Annotated in this window: 18 protein-coding genes; 10 read left to right on the top strand and 8 right to left on the bottom strand. The window is 59.2% G+C overall.

What is annotated here, in order from left to right; all coding sequences use genetic code 11:
* The first annotated feature begins 180 nt into the window (after positions 1-180).
* Positions 181-1,875, top strand: coding sequence for an AMP-binding protein (locus ACA048_RS18615; protein ID WP_497625728.1), 1,695 nt, complete (start codon positions 181-183; stop codon positions 1,873-1,875).
* A 656-nt stretch (positions 1,876-2,531) separates the two neighbouring features.
* Here ACA048_RS18615 and ACA048_RS18610 read toward each other — a convergent pair.
* From ACA048_RS18610 to ACA048_RS18600, 3 genes are all read right to left on the bottom strand, one after another.
* Positions 2,532-3,431 carry a hydroxymethylglutaryl-CoA lyase gene (locus tag ACA048_RS18610; RefSeq protein ID WP_497625727.1) on the bottom strand — a complete coding sequence of 300 codons (900 nt, stop codon included), beginning with the start codon at positions 3,429-3,431 and terminating at the stop codon, positions 2,532-2,534.
* 129 nt (positions 3,432-3,560) lie between these two features.
* Positions 3,561-3,959, bottom strand: a complete 399-nt coding sequence (locus tag ACA048_RS18605) for a MerR family transcriptional regulator (protein ID WP_223517160.1) — start codon at positions 3,957-3,959, stop codon at positions 3,561-3,563.
* Positions 3,960-4,166: 207 nt separating this feature from the next.
* Entirely contained in the window at positions 4,167-5,096 is a 930-nt protein-coding gene (locus ACA048_RS18600; RefSeq protein ID WP_489336671.1) for a LysR family transcriptional regulator, read from the bottom strand.
* Positions 5,097-5,274: 178 nt separating this feature from the next.
* On the opposite strand from ACA048_RS18600, the gene ACA048_RS18595 reads away from it, so the two are divergent.
* Positions 5,275-6,504 (top strand): acyl-CoA dehydrogenase, encoded by a 1,230-nt coding sequence (locus ACA048_RS18595; RefSeq protein WP_452627295.1) that lies wholly within the window; start codon positions 5,275-5,277, stop codon positions 6,502-6,504.
* A gap of 115 nt (positions 6,505-6,619) precedes the next feature.
* Here the strand turns inward: ACA048_RS18595 and ACA048_RS18590 are convergent, their stop codons facing one another.
* Complete coding sequence (locus ACA048_RS18590; RefSeq protein ID WP_497625726.1) at positions 6,620-7,960, bottom strand: substrate-binding domain-containing protein; 1,341 nt, start codon at positions 7,958-7,960, stop codon at positions 6,620-6,622.
* Between the two features lie 131 nt (positions 7,961-8,091).
* The gene (xthA, locus tag ACA048_RS18585; RefSeq protein ID WP_497625725.1) at positions 8,092-8,904 is read right to left on the bottom strand and encodes an exodeoxyribonuclease III; all 813 of its coding nucleotides are present in this window, start codon (positions 8,902-8,904) and stop codon (positions 8,092-8,094) included.
* A 310-nt stretch (positions 8,905-9,214) separates the two neighbouring features.
* Between xthA and ACA048_RS18580 the strand changes: the two genes are divergently transcribed.
* The 3 genes from ACA048_RS18580 to ACA048_RS18570 all read left to right on the top strand — a co-directional run bounded on the left by ACA048_RS18580 (position 9,215) and on the right by ACA048_RS18570 (position 15,324).
* The gene (locus ACA048_RS18580; RefSeq protein WP_497625724.1) at positions 9,215-9,865 is read left to right on the top strand and encodes a GNAT family N-acetyltransferase; all 651 of its coding nucleotides are present in this window, start codon (positions 9,215-9,217) and stop codon (positions 9,863-9,865) included.
* Positions 9,866-9,931: 66 nt separating this feature from the next.
* The gene (locus ACA048_RS18575; protein WP_497625722.1) at positions 9,932-11,659 is read left to right on the top strand and encodes an autotransporter assembly complex protein TamA; all 1,728 of its coding nucleotides are present in this window, start codon (positions 9,932-9,934) and stop codon (positions 11,657-11,659) included.
* Complete coding sequence (locus ACA048_RS18570; protein ID WP_497625721.1) at positions 11,656-15,324, top strand: translocation/assembly module TamB domain-containing protein; 3,669 nt, start codon at positions 11,656-11,658, stop codon at positions 15,322-15,324. The genes ACA048_RS18575 and ACA048_RS18570 overlap by 4 nt, the downstream gene beginning before the upstream one ends.
* 137 nt (positions 15,325-15,461) lie before the next feature.
* Here the strand turns inward: ACA048_RS18570 and lpxH are convergent, their stop codons facing one another.
* Both lpxH and ACA048_RS18560 read right to left on the bottom strand, forming a co-directional pair.
* A complete protein-coding gene (gene lpxH / locus ACA048_RS18565; protein WP_497625720.1) occupies positions 15,462-16,214 on the bottom strand; it encodes a UDP-2,3-diacylglucosamine diphosphatase in 753 nt (250 codons plus the stop codon).
* A complete protein-coding gene (locus tag ACA048_RS18560; protein ID WP_223520393.1) occupies positions 16,211-16,714 on the bottom strand; it encodes a peptidylprolyl isomerase in 504 nt (167 codons plus the stop codon). The genes lpxH and ACA048_RS18560 overlap by 4 nt, the downstream gene beginning before the upstream one ends.
* A 249-nt stretch (positions 16,715-16,963) precedes the next feature.
* On the opposite strand from ACA048_RS18560, the gene ACA048_RS18555 reads away from it, so the two are divergent.
* Both ACA048_RS18555 and cysS read left to right on the top strand, forming a co-directional pair.
* Positions 16,964-18,661, top strand: a complete 1,698-nt coding sequence (locus tag ACA048_RS18555; protein ID WP_497625718.1) for a glutamine--tRNA ligase/YqeY domain fusion protein — start codon at positions 16,964-16,966, stop codon at positions 18,659-18,661.
* Positions 18,662-18,679: 18 nt separating this feature from the next.
* Positions 18,680-20,062, top strand: a complete 1,383-nt coding sequence (cysS, locus tag ACA048_RS18550; RefSeq protein WP_497629894.1) for a cysteine--tRNA ligase — start codon at positions 18,680-18,682, stop codon at positions 20,060-20,062.
* Positions 20,063-20,256: 194 nt separating this feature from the next.
* On the opposite strand, the gene ACA048_RS18545 is transcribed toward cysS, so the two are convergent.
* The gene (locus ACA048_RS18545) at positions 20,257-22,107 is read right to left on the bottom strand and encodes a sigma-54-dependent Fis family transcriptional regulator (RefSeq protein ID WP_497625717.1); all 1,851 of its coding nucleotides are present in this window, start codon (positions 22,105-22,107) and stop codon (positions 20,257-20,259) included.
* A 383-nt stretch (positions 22,108-22,490) separates the two neighbouring features.
* On the opposite strand from ACA048_RS18545, the gene ACA048_RS18540 reads away from it, so the two are divergent.
* Genes ACA048_RS18540 through ACA048_RS18530 form a run of 3 tightly spaced genes read left to right on the top strand, consistent with a single transcriptional unit; the run spans position 22,491 to position 25,545 of the window.
* A complete protein-coding gene (locus tag ACA048_RS18540) occupies positions 22,491-23,585 on the top strand; it encodes an ABC transporter ATP-binding protein (protein WP_223520385.1) in 1,095 nt (364 codons plus the stop codon).
* Positions 23,585-24,682: an ABC transporter ATP-binding protein gene (locus tag ACA048_RS18535; protein ID WP_497625716.1), complete on the top strand. Its 1,098-nt coding sequence runs from the start codon at positions 23,585-23,587 to the stop codon at positions 24,680-24,682. The genes ACA048_RS18540 and ACA048_RS18535 overlap by 1 nt, the downstream gene beginning before the upstream one ends.
* The gene (locus tag ACA048_RS18530) at positions 24,679-25,545 is read left to right on the top strand and encodes a carbohydrate ABC transporter permease (protein ID WP_497625715.1); all 867 of its coding nucleotides are present in this window, start codon (positions 24,679-24,681) and stop codon (positions 25,543-25,545) included. Before ACA048_RS18535 ends, ACA048_RS18530 begins: the two co-directional genes overlap by 4 nt.

Here is a 25,545-nt window from a genome sequence, read left to right as displayed (position 1 = left end):
GGGCGGGGAGGGCAGTGATTCGCTTCTCACCTTTACGTTAACGTAAGCCTGTGACGAATGGCTGTCAATCACCCTTTACGTTAACGTCAACTTGAGCGAGAGTAGAGCCAGTTCAAGATAGAACGCGGACACCCCTGAGGGACCGCCGCCAGCCCATAAATAAAGACAATAGGGGTCATCATGGATCAACCCAGTGCAAGCCCGCAGCGCAGCTATACCCGTGGTTCCCAGGACAAAGCCTTGCTGGCGATGACCATCGGCCAGGCGTTCGATAACACCGTCGCGCAGTTCTCGACCGGGGAGGCGCTGGTCGTGCGTCATCAGCAGTTGCGCTACACCTGGCAGCAACTGGCCGACGCCGTAGACCTGCATGCCAGAGCGCTGCTCGCGCTGGGTTTGCAGGCCGGTGATCGTCTCGGCATCTGGGCACCGAACTGCGCCCAGTGGTGCATCAGCCAGTTCGCCAGTGCGAAAATCGGCGTGATTCTGGTCAACATCAACCCGGCGTACCGCAGTTCCGAACTCGAATATGTGTTGAAGCAATCCGGTTGCCAATGGCTGGTCTGCGCCGGCGCGTTCAAAACCTCCGACTATCACGGGATGCTGCAAGGCCTCATTCCCGAGCTGTCCGAGCAGTCCATCGGACAATTGCACAGCGAGCGTCTGCCAGACCTGCGTGGTGTCATCAGTCTGGATGCGCAGCCGCCTTCTGGTTTTCTACCCTGGTCGCAATTGGCGGACTTGGCTGCCAGCGTTTCGATGAAACAGCTGCGCGAGCGCCAGGACAGCCTGCATTTCGATCAGCCGGTGAACATCCAGTACACCTCTGGCACCACCGGGTTCCCGAAGGGCGCGACCCTCAGTCACTACAATATTCTCAACAACGGTTACATGGTTGGCGAAAGCCTCGGCCTGACCGCCGATGATCGCCTGGTGATTCCGGTACCGCTGTATCACTGCTTCGGCATGGTCATGGGCAACCTCGGCTGCATCACTCACGGCAGCACCATGATTTACCCGAATGACGCTTTCGATCCGCTGCTGACCCTGACCACCGTCGCCGAAGAAAAAGCCACGGCGCTTTATGGTGTGCCGACCATGTTCATCGCCATGCTCGATCAGCCCAAACGCGCCGAATTCGATCTATCGAGCCTGCGCACCGGGATCATGGCCGGTGCCACGTGCCCCATCGAGGTGATGCGCCGGGTCATCAACGAAATGCACATGAACGAAGTGCAGATTGCCTACGGCATGACGGAAACAAGTCCTGTGTCGTTGCAGACCGGTCCGTCAGACGAACTGGAATTACGCGTGACCACCGTCGGCCGCACCCAGCCGCAGCTGGAAAGCAAAATCATCGATGAGGCCAGTAACCTTGTGCCGCGCGGTACCATCGGCGAACTATGCACCCGTGGTTACAGCGTGATGCTCGGCTACTGGAACAACCCGCAAGGCACTTCCGAGGCCATTGATCAGGCCGGCTGGATGCACACCGGCGACCTGGCCAGCATGAACGACGAAGGCTATGTATGCATTGCCGGGCGCAACAAGGACATGATCATCCGGGGCGGTGAGAACGTTTACCCACGGGAGCTGGAAGAGTTCTTCTTTACCCACCCGGCGGTGGCGGACGTGCAAGTGATCGGCATCCCGTGCTCGCGTTATGGTGAAGAGATCGTCGCCTGGATCAAATTCCACCCGGGCCACAGCGCCACCGAGCAAGAACTGCAAGCTTGGTGCAAAGAGCGCATCGCGCACTTCAAGACGCCGCGTTACTTCAAATTCGTCGAGGAGTTTCCGATGACCGTGACCGGCAAGATCCAGAAATTCCGGATGCGCGAGATCAGCGTCGCGGAGCTCAAAGCGAAGCTGTAGGAGCTGGCTTGCCAGCGAAGGCGGCGGGACATTCAGCATTCATGTTGACTGACCCACCGCCATCGCGGGCAAGCCTCGCTCCTACAAAGGACAGCGAAAACCTGAACGCCAGACAGCACAAAGGGGAGCCGAAGCTCCCCTTTAATTTTGTCGTTGCGCGTGCTCTTTTTTTGTTATTGAGGGGCGGTCTGTTTTTGTTTTTGGAAACCGTGACCCTTTACCGCTGTTTTTGTCGATCCCCATCCGGGATCAAGAGCAAACGTATTTTTTTGAGCGCTGATCTACTTTTTCGCTGAGCGATCCAACCAGTTCGGGAGCTACCTGACGGTAGTTTTATTGTTCTCTGCCCGGTTGCGGGTAACTCCGAAAAGCACCCTGAAAAGCACATCTTCTCCAAAAAAATCTGTTAGCTGCGTCTCTGCCGTGTTGTTTTTGTTATGTCAGAGTCGTTACGTCTTATTTTTATTAGTGCTTGCTGCTTTTTTTGTTCTTGTTATGCAGTAGAGATAGCAGGAGCCGTGCCAACTTTTTAAAACCCTTTAAAATCAATGCGTTAAGAATTTGTAGGATTTTTCATTCGGTCAAATCCCGACAATTTGTTTCCGTGTTACTCGATTGTGCCCACGTTTCAGACGTCGCGGTAACACCCGAAGGCCTCACTGTGCACTGCGAGCCTTGGCCACGCGCGAACCGGTCGGACGCCCCAGTACCGTGCAAATTTGTTGACCGGCCAGGATCAAGGCATCCAGGTCGATACCGGTCTCGATACCCAGGCCATTGAGCAGGTACACCACGTCTTCGGTGGCAACGTTACCGCTGGCGCCCTTGGCGTACGGGCAACCGCCGAGGCCGGCGATGGAGCTGTCGAACACCGAGATGCCTTCCAGCAGGCTGGCGTAGATGTTGGCCATGGCCTGGCCGTAGGTGTCGTGGAAGTGCCCGGCGAGTTTTTCACGGGGCACGTCGGCCGCGACCACCTCGAACATTTTGCGGGTGGCGCCCGCGGTGCCCGTGCCGATGGTGTCGCCCAGCGACACTTCGTAACAGCCCATGGCGTAGAGCTCGCGCGCAACCCGGGCGACTTGCTCGGGGGCGACGTTACCTTCGTAAGGGCAGCCCAGCACGCAGGACACATAACCGCGTACGCTCACGCCGTGTTGTTTGGCGGCGTCCATGATTGGTACGAAACGCTCCAGGCTTTCGCTGATCGAGCAGTTGATGTTGCGCTGGGAAAACGCTTCAGACGCGGCGGCGAACACCGCGACTTCCTTGACCCCGGCAGCGATCGCATCTTCAAAGCCACGCAGGTTGGGGGCGAGCGCGCCATAGGTCACGCCGGGTTTGCGCTGGATCTGCGCGAAGACCTCGGCGGAACCGGCCATTTGCGGCACCCATTTGGGCGAGACAAAACTGCCGACTTCTATATAGCCAAGACCGGCGGCGGTCAGTGCGTCGACCAGCTGCACCTTGTCGGCAACGCTGATTGGTTGGGCTTCGTTTTGCAGACCGTCGCGGGGGGCGACTTCGACAATGCGTACGCGGGAGGGAAGGGACATAGCAATGGACCTGTTGAAATTGTATGAATGTTCACAGAACCCTGTAGGAGCTGAGCTTGCTCGCGAAAGCGGTATGTCCTTCAACATCGATGTCGACTTATCTGACGCTTTCGCGAGCAAGCTCAGTTCCTACACGACCTGCTGGCTCTTGATGGTTTGTTCCAGCGCCTGAGTACAGCGCTCCTGCGCGGTGTCCAGTTCCAGCTTCATCTGCTCGATGTCGAGCATCTGCTGTTCCAGCTGTTCGCGGCGCTCGGCGATCTTGCTCAACATGGTTTGCAGTTGTTTCTGATTGCCGCCAGTGGGGTCATACAGCTCGATCAGCTCGCGGCACTCAGCCAGGGAGAAGCCAATGCGCTTGCCCCGCAGGATCAGCTTCAGGCTGACCTTGTCGCGAGGCGAGTAGATGCGCTCCTGACCGCGACGCTCGGGGCTGAGCAGGCCTTGTTCTTCATAAAAGCGGATGGCCCGCGTGGTGATGTCGAGCTCGCGGGCGAGGTCGGAAATGCTGTAGGTCTGGCTGCTCATGGAAGCGCTCGAAAAAGGTCATGGCGCTAAGCTAATGGCAGGTTGACGTTTACGTCAAGGGGCGGGGAGCTTTGGTGGTCTGACGGGCCTCATCGCGAGCAGGCTCGCTCCCACATGGAATCGGCGGTGAACACAAAATCTGTGTCATTGCAGCGATCTCCTGTGGGAGCGAGCCTGCTTGCTATGGGGGCACCTCGGTCCAAGGTCCTACACCTTTTCGAGTTTCTTCTCATGCGCCGTCACCTGCTGGCACAACTCGATCATTTGCTCGCGCATCCAGCGGTTAGCCGGGTCCTGGTCGGTGCTTTCGTGCCAGTAGAGGTGAGTTTCCACCGGTGGCACGTCGTTGACCGGCAGGCTGAAGGCGTGCAAATCATTGCGACGGGCAAAGCGCTCCGGCACGGTCATGACCATGTCGGTCTGTTGCAACACTTGCGAGGCCATCAAGTAATGCTGGGACCGAAGGGCGATCTTGCGCTGGATGCCCATTTTCCCCAGGGCGAGATCAACATGGCCCAGACCGCTGCGGCGGCTGGAGATGTGGATGTGGGTCAGTGACAGATAATCATCCAGGCTGAATTTCTCTTTACCCGCCAGCGGATGGCCCTTGCGCATGGCGCACACGTAGCGGTCTTCCATCAACTTGACGTGACGCACTTGCGGGTCGGTGTTGAGCGGTGCATCCACCGCGAAGTCGAGACGCCCGGCCGCCAGTTCCTTGGTGGTTTCGCGGCGCTTGGACAAGAAGCTTTCGATGATCACCGTCGGCGCCAGGCGGCGCAGGCGCTGGAACAACGGCGGCAGGATCACCGCTTCGGTGAGGTCGGTCATGCTGATGCGATAGGTCTTGACCGCCTGTAGCGGGTTGAAAATGCGACTTTCCTGCACCGACACCCGCAGCAAGGAGAGGGCGTTACGCACCGGCCCGATGATGTTCTGGGCCATGGGCGTTGGCACCATGCCCTGGGCGGTGCGCACGAATAACGGATCGTTGAAGGTCTCGCGCAGGCGAGCCAGAGCGTTCGAGACCGCCGGCTGGGTAATGCCGACAATCTGCCCGGCGCGGGTCAGGTTGGCTTCGGTGTAGATCGCGTCGAAGACGATGAAAAGGTTGAGGTCGACCTTGCTCAGATTCATTGCGCTGCACTCTTATTGTTTGGGGCTTTTCGTTGTGGCCGGAGGCCTTGGCGATCAGTCGATCATATATCGGTGATGAATGTTAATACACGCCGAGAATAGGCTAGGTAAATTATCAGCGCTGTTCTAGCATCAATCGCATGACCTAAACAACCTCTGCCCAAGAAGGTAAATGCTCATGGATTTCGCTTATTCGCCCAAGGTTCAGGAACTGCGTGAGCGCGTGACCGCGTTCATGGACACCTACGTTTATCCCGCCGAAGCGGTGTTCGAGCGTCAGGTCGCCGAAGGCGATCGCTGGCAACCGACCGCGATCATGGAAGAGCTCAAACTCAAGGCCAAGGCTGAAGGCCTGTGGAATTTGTTTTTGCCTGAATCCGAACTCGGCGCCGGCCTGACCAACCTCGAATACGCACCGTTGGCCGAAATCATGGGCCGCTCATTGCTGGGGCCGGAGCCGTTCAACTGCTCGGCGCCAGACACCGGCAACATGGAAGTGCTGGTGCGCTACGCCAACGAAGAACAGAAACAACGCTGGCTCGAACCGCTGCTGCGCGGTGAGATCCGCTCGGCGTTCGCCATGACCGAGCCGGACGTTGCCTCCTCCGACGCCACCAACATGGCCGCCCGCGCCGTGCGTGATGGCGACGAGTGGGTCATTAACGGCAAGAAATGGTGGACCTCAGGCGCCTGCGATCCACGCTGCAAGATTCTGATCTTCATGGGCCTGAGCGATCCTGATGCGCCGCGCCATGCCCAGCACTCGATGATTCTGGTGCCGGTGGACACACCGGGCGTGAAGATCGTCCGTCCGCTGCCGGTATTCGGTTATGACGACGCCCCTCACGGCCACGCCGAAGTGCTGTTCGAAAACGTCCGCGTGCCGTACGAAAACGTCCTGTTGGGCGAAGGACGCGGCTTCGAAATCGCTCAGGGTCGCCTTGGCCCAGGCCGGATTCACCACTGCATGCGTTCGATCGGCATGGCTGAACGGGCGCTGGAATTGATGTGCAAACGCTCGGTCAGCCGTACCGCGTTCGGTAAGCCACTGGCGCGTCTGGGCGGCAACATCGACAAAATCGCCGACTCGCGGATGGAAATCGATATGGCACGCCTGCTGACGCTGAAAGCGGCGTACATGATGGACACCGTGGGCAACAAGGTGGCGAAGAGCGAGATCGCGCAGATCAAGGTGGTCGCGCCGAACGTAGCCTTGCGGGTCATCGACCGGGCGATTCAGATCCATGGTGGGGCAGGGGTTTCCAATGATTTCCCGCTGGCCTACATGTATGCGATGCAGCGCACCCTGCGCCTGGCCGACGGCCCGGACGAAGTGCACCGCGCGGCGATTGGCAAATTCGAAATCGGCAAGTATGTGCCGAAAGAGATGATGCGTAGCGGGCAGTAAGACCGCGGTGTCTGCCATCGCGGGCAAGCCCGGCTCCCACAGGTATAGCGTGATCCCTGTGGGAGCCGGGCTTGCCCGCGATAGCGTCAGCCGATCCACCGCAGCAACATCTGATTCAATACACCCAAACCTCAACCCGACGATTCTTGATCCGCCCCTCATCCGCACTATTGGCCGCCACAGGCATTTCGGCGCCAAAGCCTCGAATTTCGCGAAACACCACGCCGCTTTTCACCAGTTCCCGCCGCACCGCCATGGCCCGCAGCTTCGACAGCAAATCGGCGCGCGCCGGGTCACTCTTGGCATCGCCAAACCCTACCAGCGTGACTTGACGATTGGTTTTATCACGCTGCTTTATATAGTCCAGCACCCGCGACAGGTCTTGCAGTGCCTTGTTGTCGAGCGTCGCGCTGCCTTCTTCAAAGCGGAAATTCACCGACAGCCGCAGGGCATGACGACTGAGTGCCTGATAACCCTCCGGCATCAACGCATTCGGCGTGACCGTGATGGCTTGGACGGTCTGGGCGATGAAACCGTTGGCTGCGACAATCGCCTGACCTTGGTTGCTTTGCGCGAACACCGCCAAGGCCTCGGCCCAAGGGTTTTTCCCATGCGGTGGCAGGTAAAAGAACAGCCGACGGGACAACGGATAGTCTTCCGTGGCGATCAGGCTATTAAGCGGCATCATTGCCTGGGATTGGCCATCGACGATCGCCACGGCTTTGGCAAGGCGCACATAAGGCAGGCCGATGAACCCGATGCCCTGCGGGTCGAGGCTGACGGCGTCGGACAATTGCTCGCTGGATTCGAAGCGTTTCGCGGCGCTGTTCAGCGTTTTCCCACGATGACTGAGGACTACTTCGTTAAACGTGTCGTAGGTGCCAGATTGGTCATCCCGCGCATAGAGATGAATTGCTCCACCGCTGCCGCCGAGTTCTTCCCAGGTTTTTGCTTCGCCGCTGAAAATTCTCGCCAGTTGTTCGGTGTCGAGTTGATTCAGCGGGTTCTGCGGGTGAAGGATGATTGCCAGCCCGTCGATGGCGATCACTTGCTCGGCCTCGGGGCTTTTGAAGTCGCCCAAGGGTTCGAGGTCTACCAGTTCGCTGTCTTTAATTGGGCGAGAGGACGCGGCGAGGTCGGCGCTGGCGTTTTTCAGGGCCGTGAACCCGGTGCTGGAGCCATGGGCCGCGACTTCAACCATGACTCGGCGGCCCTGTGCGGTTTCGCCGACAATGCGTTGTTCGTTGGCTTTATCCGCACGTTCACTGTGAACCTTGATCAGGCCCTGCTCGCGCATCAGGCCTTCAACCAGCGCCGGGCCCAGGGCCGCGCCGATGGTGTTGGATCCCTGGATGCGCAGCACCGCGCCATTGGCAGGTATCGGTAAATCAGCGGCCGATGCCGTCAATGGCTGGCCGGCGCACAGCATCAACACAAACAACACGCGCAGCATCATGCCGGCACCTTAAAAAATCATAGAAAGTGCGGGGAGAATAAGTCAGCAAGATTTCCGAAAGATGACAGTTATTTATTACTGTGGGAGTGAGCCTGCTCGCTCCCACAGGGTTTTGTGTTGAGCTTTAAATATCAGCTCAATTCAAGCCAGATCGGCGCATGATCGGACGGTTTTTCCATCCCTCGCAGGTCGTAATCCACGCCTGCGTCCTTGATCCGTGGCAACAGGCCATGGGAGGCCATGATCAAGTCGATTCGTAGCCCGCGCTTGGGCTCGTCTTCAAAGCCGCGGCTACGGTAATCGAACCAGCTGAAACGGTCGGTCACGTCCGGGCTCAGGTGACGGAAACTGTCCACCAGGCCCCAGTTTTTCAAGCGGGCCATCCACTCGCGTTCTTCCGGCAAGAAGCTGCACTTGCCGGTTTTCAGCCAGCGTTTCATGTTGTCCGGGCCGATGCCGATGTCGCAGTCTTCCGGGGAAATGTTGACGTCTCCCATGACCACCAGTGGCTGATCGTTGCTGAACTGGCTTTCCAGCAATTGCTGCAAGTCGCTATAGAAGCGTTGCTTGGCCGGGAACTTGGTCGGGTGATCGCGGCTTTCGCCTTGTGGGAAATAGCCGTTCATGATGGTCACCGGCACGCCATTGGCGTCGGCGAATGTGCCCCAGATGAAGCGTCGCTGAGCGTCTTCTTCATCGGTGGCGAAGCCTTTGTGCAAGGCCAGTGGTTCTTTGCGCGAGAGCAGGGCGACGCCGTAATGGCCTTTCTGCCCATGGAAATACACGTGATAGCCCAGCGCCTGAACCTCGGCCAGCGGGAACTGGTCGTCGTGAACCTTGGTTTCCTGCAAGCCGATGACGTCTGGTTGGTGTTTTTCAATCAGCGCCGCCAGCTGATGCGGGCGAGCGCGCAGCCCGTTGATGTTGAAGGAGACGATCTTCATGGTCGGCAGTCCTGGCAAAAGGGCGATGCTAGCTGACATGTAGGAATCGGGCCAGCGTGGGGTGAGGGGATTCGTGTTCGGTGGTAGGTCTTCTATCGCTCCTGCGGGCCTCGTCGCGAGCAGGCTCGCCCCCACAGTGGATCGGTTAGGGCGCCTACTGAATTCGCCAGTCTGGTCTATAACTGTGGGAGCGAGCCTGCTCGCGATGGCGTCAGCACTGATTTCGATCAGTAAGGAACTGTGTCGGCACCGATAGGCTCGTAACAACAAGAGCACAGCCTTCCGAGCTATGCCGGGGAGATCAACCGTTATGCCTGAAACCTCGACCGCCATTGCCGACATTCACATGCTCGACAGTGGTTATGCCCATGAAGCGCGTTCCCTGCTTTACCACGCTTACCGGCACGAACCGACCTTCGGTTACCTGTTCGAGGCCGAACGCCCCGGCTATGAACATCGCGTGCGGGCGACTGTGCGTGAGCTGGTTAAACAACACTTTCTTCAGGACTTGCCGGCCATTGGCCTGCTGGTCAACGACCGTTTGATCGGCATCGCACTTATCGCGCCGCCGCTACGACGCCTGGGAATCACCGAAAGTTGGGCCTGGCGTTTGCGCATGATGCTCAGCGCGGGTTTTCGCAGCACCCGCCGCTATCTCGACTACCACGCCGCCGTTGCCGCCTGCGTGCCGAGTGACTCGGTCCACGTGCTGCCGCTGCTAGGCATTCACCCGCAATTTCAGGGCAAACACTTCGGCGAACAACTGCTGCAAGCGGTGCATAACTGGTGCGCAGTGGATGAAACCTCCGAAGGTGTGATCCTCGACACCGGGAATTCTCGCTATCTGGAGTTCTATAAGCGTCAGGGGTACGAGGAAATCGGCGAGGTTGCCGTAGGACCGATTCGCGAGCATGTTTTTTTTCACGCCAATCCGCGGGTGTTACACACCTCAACGGCATAAACGGTAGAACTTTAACGCCATGCGAGGCTCTATCACGCTCCCAAGCTCGTGATAGCATCCGCGCCTATGAAGTTTCCAGGAAGATTTACCAGTGGCGTGCTGATGCTGTTCACCAGCTGCGCGGCGCTGGCCCAAAGTGAATTGGATGTTCGGATCAAACCGTCCAACGATGAACTGAAAGCCAATATAGAAGGCTATATCGGCAGCCTCGGCGATCGTGACGAAGAAGCATTGCAACGCTTCAGTCGTGGCGCCGAGGAGCAGGCACGCAAGGCCGCCCAGGCCTTGGGTTATTACCAGCCGCAGATTGAAAGCGATGTGACGGGCGGCAAAACGCCGCGCCTGGTGCTCAACATCGACCCCGGCGAACCGGTGCACTTGCGCAATGTCACGATTCGCATCGACGGCCCGGCCGCTTCACTCAAGTCTTTTCGTGTGCCCAAAAGCGCTTCGCTGAAAACCGGCGCGGTGCTCAATCATGGTCATTACGAAGACGCCAAACGCCTGATTCAGAATCAAGCCTCGCGCTTCGGCTTTTTCAGTGGGCACTTCACCAGTCAAAAACTGTTGGTGGACCCGCGCGCTGGCGTGGCCGATATCGAACTGATCTACAGCAGCGGCCCGCGTTACGCGCTGGGCAAGGTCACCTTTGAGGGCGATACACCCTTCGACGATGACCTGCTGCAACGCATGGTGCCGTTCAAGCAGGGCGCACCTTACGACTCCGAACTGATCGCGGAGCTCAATCAGGCCATGCAATCGAGTGGCTATTTCGACAGTGTGCGGGTGGATGCGACGCCGACGGCGTCCAAAAATGATGTGATCCCGGTAGACGTCAAACTCGAAACCCGAAAACCACGGACCATGGGCCTGGGATTGGGTTATTCCACCGACGTCGGTCCCCGGATCAAGGCCAACTGGACCCGGCACTGGGTCAATCCCCAGGGGCACAGTTATGGCTGGGAGGCCGAAGTCTCTGCGCCTCGGCAAAACGTCGGGCTGTTCTACGACATTCCCCTGGACCCGCCGCTGACCGACAAACTGCGCTTTGCCGGTGGTTATCAGAATGAAGAAATTGACGGCACCGACACCCGCAGCAAACTGCTGACCATCGGCCCGGAATGGCACAGCAAACTGCCCAGTGGCTGGCAGCGGGTGGTGTCGCTGAAATGGCAGCACGAGGATTACAAGCTTGGTGACGACTCGGGGTTGAGTAATTTGCTGATGCCTGGCGTCAGCTATTCCTACCTTAAAAGCGACAACCGCATTGACCCGCACAACGGCTATCGCCTGCAATTCGAGTCCAAAGTAGCAAAAGAAGGCCTGGGTTCGGACAACAACCTGTTGTACGGCACTGCGTTGGTGAAAGGCTTGACCACGGTTTTCGAGAAACACCGGTTGCTTGGCCGGGTACAGGTCGGCGGCAGCGCTACCAATGGCTTCAAGTCAGTGCCGCCATCGTTGCGGTTTTTCGCCGGTGGCGATCAGAGCGTGCGCGGTTACGACTATCAAAGCCTGTCCCCGGAAAACTCCGAGGGCGACCGCATTGGTGGCCGTTATATGGTGGCGGCGAGTGCGGAATACCAATACTCCATCGCCGAAAAATGGCGGGTCGCGACCTTCGTTGACCAGGGCAACGCCTTTAACACACTCGATCTGCCGAGCCTCAAGACCGGGGTGGGTATCGGCCTGCGCTGGGTCTCGCCGGTGGGGCCGCTGCGCCTCGATCTGGCCCATGCGCTGGATGACGACGGCGGTATTCGACTGCACTTTTCCATGGGGCCTGAGCTGTGAATCGTGGTTTGAAAATAACGCTGCTGGCGATTCTGGCGCTGCTGATGCTGGTCGTTATCGCCGTCACCACGGTGTTAAGCACCGCCACGGGCAGCCGTTGGGCGCTCGGTTTTGTGCCGGGTCTGACCCTTGAAAATTTTCAGGGTCGTCTGGGTGGACAATGGAGTGCCGATCATCTGATGTGGCAGCAGGACACCAGCCGGGTCGAGCTGAGCAAAGTAATTTTTGCCTGGTCGCCGCTGTGCCTGACACGTATGACGTTGTGCATAGAGCAACTGAAAGCCGATCAGGTCAGCCTGCAATTTCCGCCCGGTACCGATGAAGCCAGCAGCGGGCCGATCAGCCTTCCGGACCTGACATTGCCCTTGGCGATTGAACTGGGGGATATCCAGGTTGGTAGCCTGTTGTTCAACGGCAGCGAAGCACTTAAAGGTCTGCAACTGGCGGCGCACTGGACCGCACAAGGCTTGCAGATCGACTCGGTGAAATTGCAACGCGATGACCTGAGCCTGAACCTCTCCGGCCTGCTGCAACCCACCGGCAACTGGCCGCTCAAGGCTGAAGGCAACCTGACCCTGCCGGCTCCCGAGCCTTGGGCGCTGGCGCTGAAAGTGGACGGCGACCTGCTGAAAACCCTGAACCTGAAAGCCGACAGCAGCGGTTACTTGAACGGGCAACTGACCGGCGAGCTGCAACCGCTGGCGGACAACCTGCCGGCCAAGGTACGAATCACCGCCGACGGCTTCAAACCCGCCGCCGACTTGCCAGACACCTTGCAACTCAATCAACTGGAACTCACAGGCGACGGCGACCTGAAAAGCGGTTACCAGTTGCTCGGTAAAGCCACGCTGCCCGCCGAGCAAGGCCCGGTCGCGTTGCTGCTGCAAGGCAAGGTCGATGCCAAGGGCGCGCAGATCGCCGGCCTCGACCTCACCGCCAATGACAAGCAAAGCCTAAAGCTCAGCGGCACCCTCGACTGGAGCAAAGGCCTGAGCGCCGACGCGAAAATCGACTGGCTGGATTTTCCGTGGCACCGCCTCTATCCGTTGATTGACGAACCGGAAGTGGCATTGCGCAATTTCAATGGCGACATCTCCTACACCGACGGCAAGTACCTCGGCAGCTTCACAGCGGCGCTGGATGGCCCGGCCGGCGCCTTCACCCTGATCAGTCCGTTCAGTGGCGACCTGACCAAAATCTATCTGCAACAAATTCAACTCCAGGCGGGACAGGGCAAGGCCGAAGGGCACCTGAACCTGCAATTTGCCGACGGCATTGCCTGGGACACCGCGCTCGATCTGTCGGCGATCAACCCGGCGTATTGGGTGGCGCAATTGCCCGGCACACTGGCCGGGCCGCTACGCAGCAAAGGCGAGATGAAGAATGACAAACTCAGCCTCAATGCGGACCTCGACCTGAAAGGCAAACTGCGCGGGCAACCTGCCCTGATCCAGGCCAAAGCGGATGGCGCTGGCGAGCAGTGGAACCTCAACGCGCTGCAAATCCGTCTCGGCGACAACAGCATCAACGGCAAGGGCAGCCTGCAACAGAAACTCGCAGGCCAGATCGACATCAAGATGCCGCGTCTGGCCCAACTCTGGCCGCAACTGCGCGGTCAACTGAACGGCCGCATCGATGTCGCCGGCACGCTCAAGGCGCCGCAAGGCAAGCTTGGGCTGCAAGGCACGCAACTGGCTTTCGACGACAATCGCCTGCAAAGCCTCAACCTCGACGCGGCCCTCGACAGTGCGCAACGGGCGAAAATCGACCTCAAGGGCAGTGGAATTCAGGCCGGTGACACGTCGCTGGGCACGCTAACCGCCAGCGGTCAGGGCGACATCAAAAACCAGAAGCTCAGCCTCGACCTGCAAGGGCCTCAACTGAAACTGGCCCTTGGCCTCGACGGTGTGCTGGACCAAGGCAACTGGCGCGGGCGCCTGGCCAGCGGCGATATCCAGACCGGCGGGCAAGACTGGAAACTGCAAGGCCCGGCGAAACTGGAGCGACTGGCGGATGGCAAAATCAACCTGGGCGCTCACTGCTGGATGTCCGGCCCGGCCAGCCTGTGCGGTGAAGACCAGCGTTTAATGCCGGAGCCGAAGCTGCGTTTTCACCTCAAGCAGTTCCCGATTGAAAGCCTGGCACAGTGGCTGCCCAAAGATCTCGCCTGGAAGGGCCGGCTCAACGTCGACCTGCAACTGGACCTGCCCGCCAGCGGCCCGAATGGCCTGATCAGCATCGACGCCAGTGGCGGAACGTTGCGCATGAAGGAGAAGGACCAGTGGCTGGATTTCCCGTACCAGACGCTGAAACTCACCAGCAAACTCACGCCAAAACGTATCGATACGGACCTCAACTTCGACGGCGGCAAGCTCGGCGAGTTGATGGTCCAGGCGCAGCTCAATCCGTTGCCGAAGAACAAACCGCTGATCGGTTCGTTCCGCTTGAGCGGGCTCGACCTGTCGGTGGCGCGGCCGTTTGTGCCAATGGTCGAGAAGCTCACCGGGCGCTTGAATGGCAGTGGCACGATTTCCGGTGGCCTGTTGGCGCCGCAGGTCAACGGCAGCCTGTTGCTTAGCGACGGCGAAGTCTCCGGGCCGGAGTTGCCGATGGCGCTGCAAGCCTTGCAGCTGCGAGCGGTGATTGCCGGTGAAACCGTGCAATTGAATGGCGACTGGAAAAGCGGCAAGACCGGGCAGGGCACCCTCAACGGCAACATCGCCTGGGGACAGGCGCTGGTGGTGGACCTGGCGCTCAAGGGCTCGCAGTTACCGGTCACCGTCGAGCCATACGCCAAGCTGGAAGTCGCGCCGGACCTGAAGATTTCGATGAAGGGTGACGAACTGACCATCGCTGGCAAAGTGCTGGTGCCCAAAGGCGAGATTACCATCCGCGAGTTGCCGCCTTCCACGGTCAAGGTATCCGATGACGTGGTGATCGTCGGCCAGCAGACCGAAGAGGGCAAACTGCCCTTGGCCATGAAGATGGACATTGATGCGGTGGTCGGCGCTGACAAGCTGAGCTTTGCCGGGTTTGGCCTGACCGCGAATGTGCAGGGCCGGGTGCACATCGGCGACAACCTGGACACGCGTGGCGAGCTGTGGCTCAACGACGGGCGCTATCGCGCCTACGGTCAGCGCCTGACCGTGCGCCGGGCGCGCTTGTTGTTTGCCGGTCCCCTTGATCAGCCGTACCTCGACATCGAAGCGATTCGCCAGACCGACGACGTGATCGCCGGTATTCGCCTGAGCGGCAGCGCCGAGCAACCGACCACGCAGGTCTTCTCCGAACCGTCCATGAGCCAGGAACAGGCGTTGTCCTATCTGGTGTTGGGGCGTCCGCTAAGCACCAACGGCGAAGACAACAACATGCTTGCCCAGGCAGCGCTCGGTTTGGGTTTGATGGGCAGCTCGGGGGTGACCGGCGGATTGGCCAAAAACCTGGGGATTCAGGATTTCCAACTGGATACCCAGGGCAGCGGCACCACTACCGCCGTGGTGGCCAGTGGCAATATCTCGGAAAAACTCAGCCTGCGTTATGGCGTGGGCGTGTTTGAACCGGCCAACACCATTGCCCTGCGCTACAAGCTGAGCAAGAAGGTCTTCCTCGAAGCGGCAAGCGGCGTGGCGAGTTCGTTGGACATCTTCTACAAGCGGGATTTCTAAACCCGTTCTTACAGATTCAGTGTGATCCCTGTAGGAGCAAGGCTTGCCCGCGATGACGGTGGGTCAGTCAACATCAATGTCGAAGGTGGCGGCCTCATCGCGGGTAAGCCTTGTTCCTACAGGATGTCGTACGGCGGTCAGTTCGCAGGGGCTGCCAGCTGCGGTGGCGGGGCGAAGTCGAACGGAGCAAGCGCAAAGCCTTGCTCATCCACCTGCAACGCCCAGCCCTGACGATCCCAATCCCCCAGCACAATGCGCTTGGCCGCCTGCTCACCCAGTTGCAACTTGTGGATGGCCGGGCGATGGGTATGGCCGTGGATCAAGGTCTTCACGCCGTACGCTTGCATGATCCGCGGAATTTCTTCCGGCGTGACATCCACGATGTCATTGGCCTTCATGCGCGTCTGCGCACGGCTTTCACTGCGCAGCTTGCGCGCCAGTTTATGGCGAGTGCGCAGCGGCAAGTGCCGCAGGATGAACAGGCTGACGGGATTGCGCAGATAGCGACGCAGCTTCATATAGGCTTCGTCGCGGGTGCAGAGGCTGTCGCCGTGCATCAAAAGCACCGGCTCGCCATAAAACTGCACGACACTCGGGTCCTTCAATAAGCTGCAGCCAGCCTGTTTGCAGAAGGCCTGGCCCAGCATGAAATCGCGATTGCCGTGCATCAAAAAGATGGCCGTGCCACTGTCGCCAAGTTCGCGCAGGGCTTGGCAGATGGAGCGTTGGAAGGGCGTCATGGCATCGTCGCCAATCCATGCCTCGAAAAAGTCGCCCAGGATGTACAACGCACTCGCCGAGCGGGCGCGTCCGGCGAGCAAATCCAGAAACGCCCGGGTAATGTCCGGGCGCTCCTCTTCCAGATGCAAGTCTGAAATCAGCAGTATCACTCAATGATCTCGGCTTTCTCGATGATCACGTCTTCTGCTGGCACGTCCTGGTGGCCGGCCTTCATGGTGGTGGAAACACCTTTGATCTTGTCGACGACTTCTTCGCCTGCAACGACTTTAGCGAACACGGCGTAGCCCCAGCCCTGAGTAGTCTTGGCGCTGTGGTTCAGGAAGCTGTTGTCAGCCACGTTGATGAAGAACTGGGCGGAAGCCGAATGCGGCTCCATGGTGCGCGCCATGGCCACGCTGTACTTCACGTTCGGCAGGCCGTTGTCAGCTTCGTTCTGGATGCTAGGACGCTTGTCTTTCTTTTCTTTCATGCCTGGCTCGAAACCGCCGCCCTGGATCATGAAGTTGCCGATGACGCGGTGGAAAACGGTGTTTTCGTAGTGACCGGCTTTGACGTACTCGATGAAGTTGGCCACGGTGATCGGGGCCTTTTCAGCATTCAGTTCCAGGACGATGTCGCCATGGTTGGTGGTCAGTTTGACTTGGGTCATGATTACTACTCTTTCAAGGAATTCGTGGATGTTGGGACAGTAAGCCCATCACCTGTTCAGCCTTTTTCGGCCAAGGTGCGCAGTTTAGCGTGACAGGCGCGAATTTCGAGGCTGTTTTTCATCGATAGCCGATTAAATGCGACCGTTTGCAGGCGCGCTCTGTCAGCTGCTTGACAGCATCGGCTATGATAGCGGCTTTGTTTTATCTGGCCCTACTTCTGGCCGCGCACTTGTACGTTCAAGGATCCTATGAGCAAGCCCACTGTCGACCCTGCCTCGAATGCCAAGACCGGCCCTGCCGTGCCGGTCAATTTCCTGCGCCCGATCATCCAGGCGGACCTGGACTCGGGTAAGCACACGCAGATCGTTACTCGTTTCCCGCCTGAGCCCAATGGCTACCTGCACATCGGTCACGCCAAGTCGATTTGCGTGAACTTCGGCCTGGCCCAGGAGTTCGGCGGCGTCACGCACCTGCGTTTCGACGACACCAACCCGGCCAAGGAAGACCAGGAATACATCGACGCGATCGAAAGCGACGTCAAATGGCTGGGCTTCGAATGGTCCGGTGAAGTGCGCTACGCCTCGCAGTATTTCGACCAGCTGCACGACTGGGCCGTTGAACTGATCAAGGCCGGCAAGGCCTACGTCGACGACCTGAGCCCGGAACAGGCCAAGGAATACCGTGGCAGCCTGACCGAGCCGGGCAAAAACAGCCCGTTCCGTGATCGCTCCGTGGAAGAAAACCTCGACTGGTTCGCTCGCATGCGCGCCGGCGAGTTCCCGGACGGCGCACGCGTGCTGCGAGCCAAGATCGACATGGCCTCGCCGAACATGAACCTGCGCGACCCGATCATGTACCGCATTCGTCACGCGCATCACCACCAGACCGGTGACAAGTGGTGCATCTACCCGAACTACGACTTCACCCACGGTCAGTCTGACGCCATCGAAGGCATCACCCACTCGATCTGCACCCTGGAGTTCGAAAGCCACCGTCCGCTGTATGACTGGTTCCTCGACAGCCTGCCGGTGCCGGCGCACCCGCGTCAGTACGAGTTCAGCCGCCTGAACCTGAACTACACGATCACCAGCAAGCGCAAGCTCAAGCAGCTGGTCGATGAAAAGCACGTCAATGGCTGGGACGACCCGCGCATGTCCACGCTGTCGGGCTTCCGCCGCCGTGGCTACACGCCGAAATCGATCCGCAACTTCTGCGAAATGATCGGCACCAACCGTTCCGACGGCGTGGTCGACTTCGGCATGCTCGAATTCAGCATCCGTGACGACCTCGACCACAGCGCTCCGCGTGCCATGTGCGTGCTGCGTCCGCTGAAAGTCGTGATCACCAACTACCCGGAAGGCCAGTTCGAAAACCTCGAACTGGCGTGCCACCCGAAAGAAGACATGGGCGTGCGCGTTCTGCCGTTCGCCCGTGAAATCTACATCGACCGTGAAGACTTCATGGAAGAGCCGCCAAAAGGCTACAAGCGCCTGGAACCGGCTGGCGAAGTGCGTCTGCGCGGCAGCTACGTGATCCGGGCCGACGAAGCGATCAAGGACGCCGATGGCAACATCGTCGAGCTGCGTTGCTCCTACGACCCGGAAACCCTGGGCAAGAACCCTGAAGGCCGCAAGGTCAAAGGCGTGGTGCACTGGGTGCCGGCCGCTGCCAGCGTCGAGTGCGAAGTGCGTCTGTACGATCGCCTGTTCCGTTCGGCCAACCCTGAGAAGGCCGAAGACAGCGCCAGTTTCCTGGACAACATCAACCCTGACTCCCTGCAAGTCCTCACCGGTTGTCGTGCTGAACCCTCGCTGGGCAATGCACAGCCGGAAGACCGTTTCCAGTTCGAGCGCGAAGGCTACTTCGTCGCGGATATCAAGGACTCGAAACCGGGCGCTCCGGTATTCAACCGTACCGTGACCTTGCGTGATTCGTGGGGCCAGTGATTCCAGGAAATGACTAAAGTGCTATCGATCTACAACACGCTCACCAAGAGCAAAGAAGTCTTCAAGCCGCTGGATGGCAACAATGTGCGCATGTACGTCTGCGGGATGACCGTGTACGACTACTGCCACATTGGCCACGGCCGCAGCATGGTCGCGTTTGACCTGGTGACCCGCTGGTTGCGGTTCAGCGGTTATAACCTGACGTATGTGCGCAACATCACCGACATTGAAGACAAGATCATCAATCGGGCCAAGGAGAACGGCGAGCCGTTCGACGTGCTGACCGAGCGCATGATCACCGCGATGCACGAGGACGAGGCGCGCCTCAATATCCTCAAACCGGACATGGAACCGCGGGCCACCGATCATATTCCGGGCATGCTGAGCATGATCCAGACCTTGATCGACAAGGGTTACGCCTACGCCCCGGGCAATGGCGACGTGTACTACCGCGTCGCCAAGTTCATGGGCTACGGCAAGCTGTCGCGCAAGAAGATCGAAGACCTGCGTATCGGCGCGCGGATCGAAGTTGATGAGTCGAAACAGGACCCGCTGGACTTCGTGCTGTGGAAAGGCGCCAAGCCGGGCGAGCCGAGCTGGCCTTCGCCGTGGGGCGATGGTCGTCCGGGCTGGCACATCGAGTGCTCGGTGATGTCGACCTGCTGCCTCGGTGAGACCTTCGATATTCATGGCGGCGGCAGCGACCTCGAGTTCCCGCACCACGAAAACGAAATCGCCCAGAGCGAAGCGGCCACCGGCAAGACCTACGCCAATGCGTGGATGCATTGCGGCATGATTCGCATCAATGGCGAGAAGATGTCCAAGTCCTTGAACAACTTCTTCACCATTCGCGACGTGCTGGAAAAGTACCACCCGGAAGTCGTGCGTTACCTGCTGGTGTCGAGCCACTACCGCAGCGCGATCAACTACTCGGAAGACAACCTCAAGGACGCCAAAGGCGCACTCGAGCGTTTCTACCACGCGTTGAAAGGCCTGCCGAACGTGGCCCCGGCTGGCGGCGAAGCCTTTGTCGAGCGCTTCACCCTGGTGATGAACGACGACTTCGGCACGCCGGAAGCCTGCGCGGTGCTGTTCGAAATGGTGCGCGAGATCAACCGTCTGCGTGAGAGCGATCTTGATGCGGCGGCAGGTCTGGCAGCGCGCTTGAAAGAACTGGCGAGCGTGTTGGGCGTATTGCAGCTTGAGGCCGATGACTTCTTGCAGGCCGGCGCTGAAGGGCGGGTAGATGCGGCTGAAGTTGATGCGCTGATTGTTGCGCGTCTGGCGGCTCGTGCGGCTAAAGACTGGGCCGAATCCGACCGCATCCGCGACCAGCTCACCGCCATGGGCGTGGTGCTGGAAGACGGGAAGGGCGGTACGACCTGGCGTTTGGCTGACTGATCGCGTTATTCGCTACAAAACAAAACCCGCCTTGTGCGGGTTTTTGTTTTTTGGGGAGGGCTGAAGTGCAGCACTGGCATCGGCTGATGCCATCGCGGGCAAGCCTTGCTCCTACGGGGCGGAGTCGTTCACTGAACTTGTGTACGGCGCAATCCTGGAGGAGCAAGGCTTGCCCGCGATTGACTGCGCAGCAGTCAGCTTTCCGACTGGCGCAACCGCTTATATAGGGTATTGCGGCTAACGCCCAACCTCCGGGCCAAATGCGAGATATTCCCCCCAGCCGCCCGCAACTGCCGATTCAAATCCTCTACATCATTCAAATCCACCGCCAGAGTCTCCGGCGTATCCACTGGCTCCATCTCCAGATCGACAAAAAAATCATCCGGCAAATGCTCCGGTCGCACCGGTTGTTCCTCGGCCATGGCCAGCGCCACCTGCATCACGCTGCTGACCTGGCGCAAATTCCCCGGCCACGGGTGACGGCCGAACAACTCCAACACTTCACGGCTCAACCCGGCCCACTGCGACGGCTCGCGGTGTTGTTCCCACAAGCGCTTGAACAGCGCCTGCTTGTCGCTACGTTCCCGTAGCGGCGGCAACTCCAGGGTGAGTCCGCCAATGCGGTAATACAGGTCTTCACGAAACCGCCCCAGTTGCACTTGCTCGCGCAACGCACGGTTAGTCGCCGAAATAATCCGGATATCGACCGGGAACAGCTCGCTGCTGCCCACCGGCTGCACGCAGCGTTCCTGCAAGACCCTCAATAACCGAGCCTGCGTCGGCAACGGCATGTCGCCGATTTCATCGAGGAAGAGGGTGCCTTTATCCGCCTTGCGAATCAGCCCGATGCTGCCTTTCTGATTGGCGCCGGTGAACGCGCCTTTCTCGTAGCCGAACAACTCAGATTCCACCAGTTCGGCGGGGATCGCTGCGCAGTTGACGGCAATGAACGGTTTTTTGCTTCGGGAGCTGGCCTGATGCAAGGCTTTGACGAACACTTCCTTGCCGACCCCGGTTTCCCCGTGAATCAACAGTGGAATGTCTTTTTCCAGCAGGCGTTCGGCTTGCCGCACGGCTTTTTCCACGCGGCTGTCGCCGAAGTGCAGGGTGTTGAGGCTGACAGCTTCGAGTGCCGCCACGGCTGACTCGGCGCTCTTGGGTTCAGAAAACAGTCGCGCCTGAATCGGCACTAGTTTCGGCCGCCTCAACAGGCATTGAAAGCGGTTGCGTCCCGACGCTTGCAGGGCAAACGGCAGACCGTCGGGCTGGTTCAGCAATTCCAGCAGGGACACCTTGAACAGACTCTCGACGCTGACCCGCGACAGGCTGATGCCCAATAGATTGTCGGCCCGGCGATTGGCGGACAGCACCTGGCCCGTCTCATCGAAGATCAACAGCCCGGCCCATTGGCTGTCGAGGTTGTTCAATCCGGTGTTGAAGGTCAGTTGAAAATGCTGGCCATGGAACAGGTTGAGAATCAGCCGGTTTTCCACGGTCTGGCTCATCATTTTGACCATGCCCAAGGTGTGCGACGGCGGCAGGTAGCTGTCGCTGGACACATCCAGCACCGCGATGACTTTGCGCTCGGCATCGAAAATCGGCGCGGCGGAACCGGTCATGAAGCGGTTGGCTTTCAGAAAGTGTTCATCGTGCTCAATGTGCACGGCTTGCTCGCAAGCCAGCGCGGTGCCGATGGCGTTAGTGCCGCTGCAACGCTCCATCCAGCTGGCGCCGGCGCTGAAACCGCGGGTCAGGCTCGGCTCGATAAATCGCTGGGTGCCCCATGACGTCAGGACCTGGCCTTGATTGTCGGCGAGCATGATCAGGCAGTTGGAATTGCTCAGGATGTTTTCGTAATAGGGCAGCACTTCCTGGTGCGTGGTCTGCACCAGCGAATGTTGGCTTTCCAGCAATTGTGCGATGCCTTCGGCCGGCAGTTGATCGAACGCCGGGACGCTCTGATGGTTGAGGCCGAACGCGCGGCAGCGGGACCAGGAGTCCTGAATGACGGCGTCGTGGGAGAGCGGCGAGGCGGGTGCGGCCATGGCAGTCGATCTCTGAGCAAGCTTTTATTGTTTTTATGGGGTTTACCCACCACGTCGAAATTCTCACGTGATGTTTCTGACACGCCACAGGCCTGTAGGAGCCCGGCTTGCCGGCGATGGCGATTTCGGTGACGCCATCGCCGGCAAGCCGGGCTCCTACAGGGCGCGTGAACAGTCCGTAGAGTGTTGTTCACTATTGTTCATTGTCAACGGCTGGATTGTTCAATTGTTCAGTCGCGGTTGTTCATTTCTGTTCAGCAACGAAAGCGATGACTCCGCTCACTCACGGATTTTCAAGTCAGATCAAAGGTTTGCAATTTTTGGCACGAAAGTCGCTCTGTAGCTCCGGTCGCTTGACTCCAAATAATAAAAAAGGCCGAGCCATGTCATTAACCCTGGAGCACGTCAGCCGCACCGTCGAGGGCCAGACCTGGATCGACGATGCCTGCCTGAGTTTTGAACCCGGTTCCTTCAACGTTTTGCTCGGGCGCACGCTGTCCGGCAAAACCAGTCTGATGCGCCTGATGGCCGGTCTGGACAAGCCCGACAGCGGCCGCATCCTGATGAATGGCGTCGACGTCACCCAGCGCCCGGTGCGGCTGCGTAACGTGTCGATGGTCTATCAACAGTTCATCAATTACCCGACCATGACCGTCTTCGAGAACATTGCCTCGCCATTGCGCCAGGGCGGTGTGTCCAATGAATTGATCCAGAGCAAAGTGCTGGAAACCGCGAAGATGCTGCGCATCGAGAAGTTCCTCCAGCGCCATCCCCTCGAACTGTCCGGCGGCCAGCAACAGCGCACGGCCATGGCCCGCGCGCTGGTCAAAGATGCCGAGTTGATCCTGTTCGACGAGCCACTGGTCAACCTCGATTACAAGCTGCGCGAAGAACTGCGCCAGGAGATGCGCGAGCTGTTCAAGGCGCGGCACACCATCGCGATTTACGCCACCACCGAACCCAACGAAGCCTTGGCGCTGGGCGGCACCACCACGATTCTTCACGAGGGCCGGGTGATCCAGAGCGGCAAGTCGTCCGAGGTGTATCACCAGCCGCAAAGCGTGCTGGCGGCGGAGCTGTTTTCCGAGCCGCCGATCAACCTGATGCCGGGGCGCATTGCCGGTAACGAAGTCAGCTTCGCCAACTTCGTGCATTTTCCGTTGAACGTCGACCTGCGTCCGGTGGGCGAGGGCGAGTTCCGCTTTGGCGTGCGTCCGAGCCACATCTCGCTGGTGCCGAGCAACGACGATGACCTAGAGCTGGCCGTGACCGTTGAGGTGGCCGAGATCAGTGGTTCGGAAACCTTCCTGCATGTGCGCAACGAGCATTTTTTGCTGGTACTGCACTTGCCTGGCGTTCACGAATACGACGTCGATGCGCCGATCCGCATTTATATCCCGACCCATAAACTGTTTGTGTTCGATGCGCAGGGGCGTTTGATCCAGGCGCCCGGCCGCCGTATTGCGAGGGTTGCCTGATGGCCGAAATCCGTTTGCAGAACCTCGCCCACAGCTACACCAAAACCCCGGCCGGACCCGAGGATTACGCGATCCGCGAGATGGACCACGTTTGGGAACAAGGCGGAGCCTATGCGTTGCTCGGGCCTTCGGGGTGTGGCAAGTCAACCTTGCTCAACATCATTTCCGGGCTGCTCAGCCCCTCTCAAGGGCATGTGTTGTTCGACGGCAAAGCGGTCAACAACCTCACGCCGGAGAAGCGCAACATCGCCCAGGTTTTTCAGTTCCCGGTGGTCTACGACACCATGACGGTGTTCGATAACCTGGCGTTTCCGCTGCGTAATCAGGGCATGGCCGAGGCGAAAATTCACACCAAGGTGCAAGAAATTGCCGAGGTGCTGGACCTGCAGGCGCTGCTGAGCAAAAAGGCCAGTAACCTCACCGCCGACGAAAAGCAGAAAGTCTCCATGGGCCGTGGGCTGGTGCGCGATGACGTCTCGGCGATCCTGTTTGACGAACCGCTGACCGTGATCGACCCGCACCTGAAGTGGAAGCTGCGGCGCAAGCTCAAGCAGATTCACGAGCAGTTCAACATCACCATGGTCTACGTCACCCACGATCAGCTTGAGGCCTCGACCTTCGCTGACAAAATTGCGGTGATGTACGGCGGGCAAATCGTGCAATTCGGTACGCCGCGAGAATTGTTCGAACGACCGAGTCACACCTTTGTCGGCTATTTCATCGGCAGCCCGGGGATGAACCTGATCGAGGTCAAGCCGCAATCGGGTGGCGTGGGGTTCGCCTCGACGCATCTACCGTTGTCTGAAGCTCAACAGAAACGCATCGCCGAATCCGAGTGGGAAACCCTCAAGGTCGGTATTCGTCCAGAGTTCGTGCATGTGTGGGAAGAACCCTTTGATGACGCGATGAAGGCGCAGGTCGTGCACATCGAAGACCTCGGCACCTACAAGATCCTGACCCTGAACCTCGACGGTGCGCCATTGAAAGTGCGCCTGGCCGAAGATAAACCGGTGCCTGAAGGCACGGCGTACATCAGTTTCCCGGCGCAGTGGTTGATGGTGTATGCGGACGATTACCTGCTGGAGACACAGCCATGAACAAGGTGCAAAACAACAAGGCCTGGTGGCTGGTGTTGCCGGTGTTCCTGCTGGTGGCGTTCAGTGCGGTGATCCCGATGATGACGGTGGTCAACTATTCGGTGCAGGACATTTTCGACCAGTCCAGCCGCTATTTCGTCGGTGCCGACTGGTACAGGCAAGTTCTGCTCGATCCGCGCCTGCATGACTCGCTGTTGCGGCAGTTCATCTACTCCGGCTGCGTGCTGCTGATCGAAATCCCGCTGGGCATCGCCATCGCCCTGACGATGCCGACCAAGGGGCGCTGGTCGTCGCTGGTGCTGATCATTCTGGCGATTCCGTTGCTGATTCCATGGAACGTGGTCGGCACGATCTGGCAGATTTTTGGACGGGCCGACATCGGCCTGCTCGGTTCGAGCCTCAATGCGATGGGCGTCAGCTACAACTATGCGGCGAACACCATGGACGCCTGGGTCACGGTGCTGGTGATGGACGTGTGGCATTGGACGTCGTTGGTGGCGCTGTTGTGCTTCTCCGGTTTGCGGGCGATTCCGGACGTGTATTACCAGGCCGCGCGGATTGATCGGGCCTCGGCCTGGGCAGTGTTCCGTCACATCCAGTTGCCCAAGCTGAAAAGCGTGCTGTTGATCGCGGTGATGCTGCGGTTCATGGACAGTTTCATGATCTACACCGAGCCGTTCGTGCTGACCGGTGGTGGACCGGGGAATGCCACGACGTTCTTGAGTCAGACATTAACCCAGATGGCCGTAGGGCAATTCGACCTGGGGCCGGCAGCGGCGTTCTCGCTGGTGTACTTCCTGATCATCCTGTTGGTGTCCTGGCTGTTCTACACCGCCATGACTCACTCTGACGCCAACCGCTGA

Source organism: Pseudomonas sp. LBUM1659 (assembly GCF_059716045.1).
The sequence above is the reverse complement of the archived record's forward strand: the minus strand, read 5'-3'. Positions and strand labels throughout refer to the sequence as shown.

Coding starts and splice junctions, on each gene's coding strand:
- ACA048_RS18540 (WP_223520385.1), top strand. CDS start 22,491: ATGTCATTAACCCTGGAGCACGTCAGCCGCACCGTCGAGGGCCAGACC.
- ACA048_RS18595 (WP_452627295.1), top strand. CDS start 5,275: ATGGATTTCGCTTATTCGCCCAAGGTTCAGGAACTGCGTGAGCGCGTG.
- ACA048_RS18610 (WP_497625727.1), bottom strand. CDS start 3,431: ATGTCCCTTCCCTCCCGCGTACGCATTGTCGAAGTCGCCCCCCGCGAC.
- ACA048_RS18560 (WP_223520393.1), bottom strand. CDS start 16,714: ATGACCCAAGTCAAACTGACCACCAACCATGGCGACATCGTCCTGGAA.
- ACA048_RS18545 (WP_497625717.1), bottom strand. CDS start 22,107: ATGGCCGCACCCGCCTCGCCGCTCTCCCACGACGCCGTCATTCAGGAC.
- ACA048_RS18580 (WP_497625724.1), top strand. CDS start 9,215: ATGCCTGAAACCTCGACCGCCATTGCCGACATTCACATGCTCGACAGT.
- ACA048_RS18555 (WP_497625718.1), top strand. CDS start 16,964: ATGAGCAAGCCCACTGTCGACCCTGCCTCGAATGCCAAGACCGGCCCT.
- ACA048_RS18535 (WP_497625716.1), top strand. CDS start 23,585: ATGGCCGAAATCCGTTTGCAGAACCTCGCCCACAGCTACACCAAAACC.
- ACA048_RS18530 (WP_497625715.1), top strand. CDS start 24,679: ATGAACAAGGTGCAAAACAACAAGGCCTGGTGGCTGGTGTTGCCGGTG.
- xthA (WP_497625725.1), bottom strand. CDS start 8,904: ATGAAGATCGTCTCCTTCAACATCAACGGGCTGCGCGCTCGCCCGCAT.
- ACA048_RS18615 (WP_497625728.1), top strand. CDS start 181: ATGGATCAACCCAGTGCAAGCCCGCAGCGCAGCTATACCCGTGGTTCC.
- ACA048_RS18575 (WP_497625722.1), top strand. CDS start 9,932: ATGAAGTTTCCAGGAAGATTTACCAGTGGCGTGCTGATGCTGTTCACC.
- ACA048_RS18605 (WP_223517160.1), bottom strand. CDS start 3,959: ATGAGCAGCCAGACCTACAGCATTTCCGACCTCGCCCGCGAGCTCGAC.
- ACA048_RS18600 (WP_489336671.1), bottom strand. CDS start 5,096: ATGAATCTGAGCAAGGTCGACCTCAACCTTTTCATCGTCTTCGACGCG.
- ACA048_RS18590 (WP_497625726.1), bottom strand. CDS start 7,960: ATGATGCTGCGCGTGTTGTTTGTGTTGATGCTGTGCGCCGGCCAGCCA.